We start from the raw sequence: 6433 nt of genomic DNA, 5'->3' as shown, positions 1-6433 counted from the left end.
GGCCGGTCGCCGCCGGTCGGGCCGGTCGCCGCCGGTCGGGCCGGTCGCCGCCGGTCGGGCCGGTCGCCGCCGGTCGGGCCGGTCGCCGCCGGTCGGGCCGGTCGCCGCCGGTCGGGCCGGTCGCCGCCGGTCGGGCCGGTCGCCGCAGCTCGTGTGCGCTGCTGGCGCCACTCGCGCCGGTTGCCGTGCTCATTTGAGCTGCTGGCGCCACTCGTGCCGGGTGTCGCCGCTCAGCCTCCGCCGCCACCGCTCAGCCTCCGGCGCCACTACCTGGGCCAGCCGCCACCACTCAGCCTCCGCCACCACCCGGACCAGCCGCCACCGCTCAGCCTCCGCCGCCATCATCCGGGCCGGTCGCCACCGCTTGCGTCTGCTGTAGGCGCCGGCGCATGCCGGTCGCCGCCGCACTTCGCCCCAATTGCCGGCGCAGCTTTCATCCGGGAAGCCTTGCCGGTTCCGGTTCTTTACATCAGAACCGCTCGCGCCGCACTACGCTCGCGGCAGCATTCCCCTGCTGCACGGGATCGCGAGGTTCCTCCTCCCCCAGTTAATCACGATTGTCCGACGCCCGCATCGGGCAGCGCACTCCATTTGTATTCCTGATATTTCGCTGAGCAATCAAGGCGTCGAGATTGGCATGATCCATTGTGGTTGCCAATGGAGTGGCGCGGGATAATGGATTTATGGCGCAGTTACAGTTGTTCACCTCGGCACAAATTGCCGGGATGCGTGACCGCACTGCGCCCCGCCGCCAATCCACTGCTCACGATGAATTCCGCCGCGCGCAGCAACACCGCCGTGATTGGGGCCTGCTGCAACGGCACACCACCAAGGTGCGCCGGTCGCAAGCGGCCGGTGCCGCCCCTCCGCCGACGGGCGCGCTAGGAGACTGGCTGCGGCAGTCGATCAAGCAGTCGAGGCGGCGTCATCCCGAAGTCACCACCGGCACCGAAAACCCGCGCACTCCCCCACCGGCGAGCCCACCCGCCTCCCGCAAGACAGCCGCGACTCTCCGCGAGCCGGACACCTCCGCTCCCTCGACGCCCAGGCCGACCGCCGTCGCTTCGGAGACGCTGGCCCCGAGCAAGCCCACCGCTTCGCCGCCACCACGCCCGAAATGTCGCCGCCCGAGGCCCGCAGCGGTCAGCTGGACGGACATCCCTGATGTTGTCGAGGGACCAGTTTCCCCTGGTAAGCCTGGCGCCGGAAATGGACCAATCTCTTCCGCCGAACGATGTGCTGCAGATAAACCAAGCGCTCCCGCCCAGCATCGCGCGACAGGCAAACGAGACTCCCGGACCGAGCACCGCGCCACAGGTAAGTCAGGCGCTCCAGCCGAGCATCGCGCTGTCGTCGCACCAGACATGGCAGCCGGCGCGACAGCAGGCAGATCAGCCAGACGCATGCCGGTCATCCTCAGTAGCTGGCCGGGCGCCACCAAGCTCAGAACGTCGACCTGCTCATCCGCTCCTGAAGCCGATTCTGCCGACGAGCCGGCCACCATCCAGCTCCGGACCGAGAACAGGGTTGGCTTCTACATGCTTGCAGCGTCCACTGATCGCCCGCGGCGCAAAGCCGCACGGCCCAGGACTGCCGCAAACAGCGGGTCACCGGCACCGCGCGGAGCAGCCACGGCGTTCGACCAGCCAGAACCGGCCGCCGGGAGTCGGCGGGCAGCGGCGGGCACGCCGTCCTTGATGCGTTCGGGCGCACATCGATCATGCGTCGCTACGAAGCCACCGACCTCAACACGATCGGCACAGCCCGCTCAGTTCGGATTAGCGGCACGGTGTCACCCCGTGGCCGCGTCGGCTCGGGCTGTGCCGGCTCGGGCTGTGCCGGCTCGGGCTGTGCCGGCTCGCGCTGTGCCGGCTCGGGCTGTGCCGGCTCGGGCGATCGCATCCACGCGATCTTCCAGCCTCATCCTCGACTTATCGGCAACACCGCACGCGGCGGGGGGACGAAACGGGCCGGCACCGTCGGGCGATGTGAGATGGCCTGCCAGCCGAGCGCCTCCCTCCCGGCGAAACGGACGTGACACCTCACCGGATCGCGTCGTGTGATCGGGCGGTTAGGCCATGGAGCGGGGCAGCAGCCTGGGATCGCATGGCGATGGCACCGGGGCGGTTGTCTGCGGCAATCGCTTGAAGGGGTGGACGGCGGCTGGGCTTGCTTGGGTAGCGATCGAGTGGGGATGCCCTTTTGCAGAGGGATCGGGAATTGTTGTGTGGCTGCCGGGTCAGGGGTGGAAAGTGGTTACTATTTCTACCAGGTTGGGGGGCTCCAGGCGGTCCGGTAATGCCGCTATTTCGGGAATGGGAACCCAGGCGTGTTCTATCAGGTCGCGCTTTTCGTACGGCAGTAGACCCTCCCTGCCCACCGCCGGCGCGGACGAATCGTAGGAGGCTGTGAAGAACTGTTCGGGGCCGGTGAAACGGCGGCCCTTCCAGATGGTGTCGCGGTGGACGTCCAGGAAGTCGGGGCGGATTGCTTCGGGGTTCAGGCCGGTCTCTTCCAGCAGTTCGCGGCGGGCTGCTTCCAGTGGGGTCTCGCCGGGGTCGATGCCGCCGCCGGGTGGTTCCCACAGGCGACTGCCGTTGGTCGGGTCCGCCCAGTGCAGCAGCAGGATGCGGTGATCCGCGTCGAAGCACACGATCCGTACGGCCGGGCGGTACACGCTGTCCATGATCGGACCCTAAGCTGTCAGGAGTGGCCAAGTACTTTGACGTGCACCCGGACAATCCGCAGGCGCGCAGCATTCACCAGATCGTCGACGTGATCCGCGGTGACGGGCTGATCGCCTACCCCACGGACTCGTGTTTCGCGCTCGGCTGCCGGATGGGCAACAAGGACGGGCTGGACCGGATCCGGGCGATCCGGCACCTCGACGACCGGCACCATTTCACGCTGATGTGTCACGATTTCGCGCAGCTCGGCCAGTTCGTGCAGATCAACAACGCGGTGTTCCGGGCGGTGAAGGCGTCGACGCCGGGGCCGTACACGTTCATTCTGCCCGCCACCAAAGAGGTGCCGCGGCGGCTGCTGCACCCCAAGAAGAAGACCGTGGGTGTACGGATCACCGGCCACACCACCGCACAGGCCATCCTCGCCGAACTCGGTGAGCCCCTCGTCTCCAGCACGCTGCTGCTGCCCGGCGAGACGGAGCCGATGACGCAGGGGTGGGAGATCAAGGAAGCACTGGATCACAGCCTGGACGCGGTCGTCGACTCCGGCGAATGCAGCACCGAACCGACCACGGTGGTGGATCTGTCGGGCGGCACACCGGAGATCCTGCGGGTCGGCGCGGGCGACCCGACTCGATTCGGCGATTGAAGCGCACAAACCCTGACAAATCCCGCGCGGGCCAAGGGGCCGGGGAGAGGGCCAGGGCGAGGGCCAGGGCGAAGACTGGAGCGGCGCAAAAGCGAGCGACGGCGCAAAAAGCGAGGCACGGGGCCAAAGCAAGGCAGGAGGCCAGCAAGGCAGAAGGCCCAGCAAGGCAGAGGGCCAGCAAGGCAGAGGGCCAGCAAGGCAGAGGGCCAGCAAGGCAGAGGGCCAGCAAGGCAGAGGGCCAGCAAGGCAGAGGGCCAGCAAGGCAGAGGGCCAGCAAGGTACGGGGCCAAAGCAAGGCACGGGGCGAAAAGCGAAGGCCCGGGTGGCGCGAAAGCCAAGGCGCGAGGGCAGGCGGGAAAGCCGAGGCCCGGACGCCGAGGCGCAGTGTGAGCAGGCGCCGGGTGCGGGCGACGCCGGCAGCGGGGCCGGGGCGATGCCGCGGCGAGGGCGGGCGGGCTCGCGTACCCGTGCTTGTCAGGGGAAGAGGTCCAGGGGCACCGCCGCGGCCAGGGCCGCCATCCCCCGGTCGTCCGGATGCAGGTGGTCGCCGCTGTCGTAGGCGGCGGCGAGCCGGTGCGGGGCTGCCGGGTCGCGCAGGGCGCGGTCGAAGTCGATGATGGCGTCGTATTCGCGCGCGTCGCGGAGCCAGGCGTTGAAGGTGTCGCGGCCCTTGCGGTTGCGGGCGTTGTCGAAATGGGCGAAACCGGCGAACGGCAGCATCGTTCCGCCGATCATTTTCAGTCCGGCGGCGTGGCCTCGGGCGATGAGTTCGCGGTGGCCGTCGATCAGCTCGCGGACGTCGGCGGAGGGTTTGCGGCCGAGGTCGTTCACGCCGTGCAGCACGATGACGTGGCTGGCGCCGGGCTGGGCCAGCACGTCGCGGTCGAAGCGGCGCAGGCCCGACTCCCCGGCGAAGGCGTTGCCGCCGACCTTGCCGGTGCGGCCGGCCGGCCCGGTGAGGACGCGGTTTCCGCTGATGCCGACGTTGAGCACGCCGTAGTCGAGGCCTTCGCCGCGCAGCCGTGCGGCGAACAGGTCGGGCCAGCGGTGGTTGGCGTTCTCCTGGCTGTGCACGCCGCAGGTGATCGAGTCGCCGAATGCGACGATCGCGGTGGTGGAGCGGCGGGCCCGGACGTCGACGCCGGCGAGGAAGATGTAGCGCCCGAAAGCCTTGCCGTCGACGTCGGTCTCGGCGACGCGGTTGCCGGGGACCAGGCGGTTCGTCTGCAGCGCTCGCGCCGTCACGGTGGCGATTTCGGTGCGCTCCGGCAGGTACAGGCTGATCACCAGGTCGCTGCCGGCCGGGACGATCAGGTCGGCGGCGTCGCTGATCAGGGTGCCGCCGGCCGGGATGACCGCTTCCGGGCGGCCGGCGAAGGTCAGCGGCCGGTCGGTGCCGGGAATGATCGCGCTGCTGGCGCCGGTGCCGGCGCGCAGGGCCAGGTGCACGGCGCCCAGGGGTACGGGTGTGGCCCCGAACTCGTTGCTCAACCGCACCCGGGGCTGGTCGCCGCCGACGCTGGTGTGGATCACCTGTCGTACCGTGTGGTCGGCGAGGGTGAACAGCGTCCGGGGCGCTTGCGCGGTGACCGGCGCGGCCCAGGTCCCGACCCGGTTCGGCACCCGCAGCACGGGGTTGCGCTGCCCCGCCGTGCCGGGCGTGGCCGCGAGCACGGCCGCGCCGGTGCCACCCAGCAGCAGGGCGCGGCGTGTGGTTGCCCGGTTGAGGAGTGTCCGCCGGAGCCGGTCGGGCACGTCCTCGCCGCCGGAGCGCGACGACTCGAGGAGAAACTTTTTCCGCTTTATCCCGGTAAGTTAGGCAATCAGCTCCGGCACCGTCAAGCCGTCTGACGGGTTACCGCCACCCGGCGGGCGGAGAAGGTGCCGCCCGGCCAAGCGGACAAGGCGCCACCCAGGCGGAGCGGAGACGACGCCGCCCGGCGGTGCGAGGGTACGCACACCGCCGGGCGGCCATCACTCAGCCGGTGGTGCAGGTGAGGTTCTGCACCTGAGGCGCGGCCGCGCCCGAGGCGAGGAACCCGAAGGTGGTGTGCCCGTTCGCGGGGACCGTCGCGTTCCAGCTCTCGTTGCTGACCGTGGCCAGCGAACCGGTCGACGTGCCCTTGCCACTCCACGCCTGCGCCATCGTCTGGTTGCCGGGGAAGGTCCAGGAGACCTTCCAGCCGTTCACCGCGGTGGCACCGGCGTGCACCATCACCTCACCCTGGAAGCCGCCGCTCCACGCGGAGGTGACCGAGTACATCGCGGTGCAACCGCTGCCACCGCCGGGGTTCTGCGAAGGCGAAACGGAGGCCGAGGGCGAGGTCGAGGGCGAGGCCGACGGCGAGGTCGGCACCGACGGCGAGGGCGAGACCGGCGTGGACGGCGACGGCGACTGGCCGCCCCCGTTGCCGATGCCGGTGACCTCGCCGTTGCCGCCGTCGAAGACCACGTCCGAGCAGCCGTAGAACGTCTCCTGGCTGTCCGAGCGCGACCACACCGAGTAGATCAGGTGCTTGCCGGACTTGCCCGCGGGCAGCCGGCCGTTCCAGTAGTAGTGCCCGGCGTCGGTGCCCGGCCCACCGTTCGCGGGCGGGTTCGTGACCTGGTCGAACGGCGTCGGCTCGAGGTCGTTCCAGGCCAGCGGCTTCGTCGGGTCGTACCCGTCCTTGGTGATGTAGAGCGAGAACGTGCCGGGGTGCTTGGCCCAGTTGTTGTACTTGAACTGGACGTTCGCGCCGGCGGTCAGGTGGGTCTGCGGCCAGTCGTTGCGGGCCAGGTTGAAACCGCTGAAGTTGTACGGGCCACCGGTACCGCCGCTGCACAGCTGGCCGTCCGGGATGAAGCCGTTGACCCGGCCGGCCCCGTCGGACCGGAGCACCGCGAACCAGTTGTAGAGCGAGCTGACCCCGCTCTGCGCCACCGCTGCGGCGCAGGCGGCGTTCTTCGGCTCGATCGCCCCGGTCTGCGGGTTGCGGCCGTCCTGGTAGCAGAACCAGGTCCGGCTGCCGGGCACCTGGATGGCGCCGTGGGCCTGTGCCGGGCTCTGCACCGCGAGGATGCCGGCGGCCGCGGCGAACAGGGCCACAGCCGCCATTCT

4 protein-coding genes and 1 pseudogene are annotated in these 6433 nt (G+C 70.0%); 1 reads left to right on the top strand and 4 read right to left on the bottom strand.

Features of this window, described 5'->3' with window-relative positions:
* Together LPA41_RS22910 and LPA41_RS22905 are read right to left on the bottom strand one after the other, a co-directional pair.
* Positions 1–193 (bottom strand): annotated as a pseudogene (locus LPA41_RS22910) (NADH-quinone oxidoreductase subunit C); the annotation flags it as partial.
* 2046 nt (positions 194–2239) lie between these two features.
* Complete coding sequence (locus tag LPA41_RS22905) at positions 2240–2686, bottom strand: NUDIX hydrolase (protein WP_229072797.1); 447 nt, start codon at positions 2684–2686, stop codon at positions 2240–2242.
* A 23-nt stretch (positions 2687–2709) separates the two neighbouring features.
* On the opposite strand from LPA41_RS22905, the gene LPA41_RS22900 reads away from it, so the two are divergent.
* Positions 2710–3333, top strand: a complete 624-nt coding sequence (locus LPA41_RS22900; RefSeq protein ID WP_229072796.1) for an L-threonylcarbamoyladenylate synthase — start codon at positions 2710–2712, stop codon at positions 3331–3333.
* Between the two features lie 474 nt (positions 3334–3807).
* Here the strand turns inward: LPA41_RS22900 and LPA41_RS22895 are convergent, their stop codons facing one another.
* Both LPA41_RS22895 and LPA41_RS22890 read right to left on the bottom strand, forming a co-directional pair.
* The gene (locus tag LPA41_RS22895) at positions 3808–5088 is read right to left on the bottom strand and encodes an SGNH/GDSL hydrolase family protein (RefSeq protein ID WP_229072795.1); all 1281 of its coding nucleotides are present in this window, start codon (positions 5086–5088) and stop codon (positions 3808–3810) included.
* A gap of 223 nt (positions 5089–5311) precedes the next feature.
* On the bottom strand, positions 5312–6430 hold the full coding sequence (locus LPA41_RS22890) for a lytic polysaccharide monooxygenase (protein ID WP_229072794.1): 1119 nt from the start codon (positions 6428–6430) through the stop codon (positions 5312–5314).
* Positions 6431–6433: the final 3 nt, after the last annotated feature.

The sequence above is a fragment of the Actinoplanes sp. DH11 genome (genome assembly GCF_020873875.1).
Lineage (GTDB): Bacteria > Actinomycetota > Actinomycetes > Mycobacteriales > Micromonosporaceae > Actinoplanes.
This window is presented reverse-complemented; position numbering and strand designations above follow the sequence as displayed.

Coding starts and splice junctions, on each gene's coding strand:
- LPA41_RS22905 (WP_229072797.1), bottom strand. CDS start 2,686: ATGGACAGCGTGTACCGCCCGGCCGTACGGATCGTGTGCTTCGACGCG.
- LPA41_RS22890 (WP_229072794.1), bottom strand. CDS start 6,430: ATGGCGGCTGTGGCCCTGTTCGCCGCGGCCGCCGGCATCCTCGCGGTG.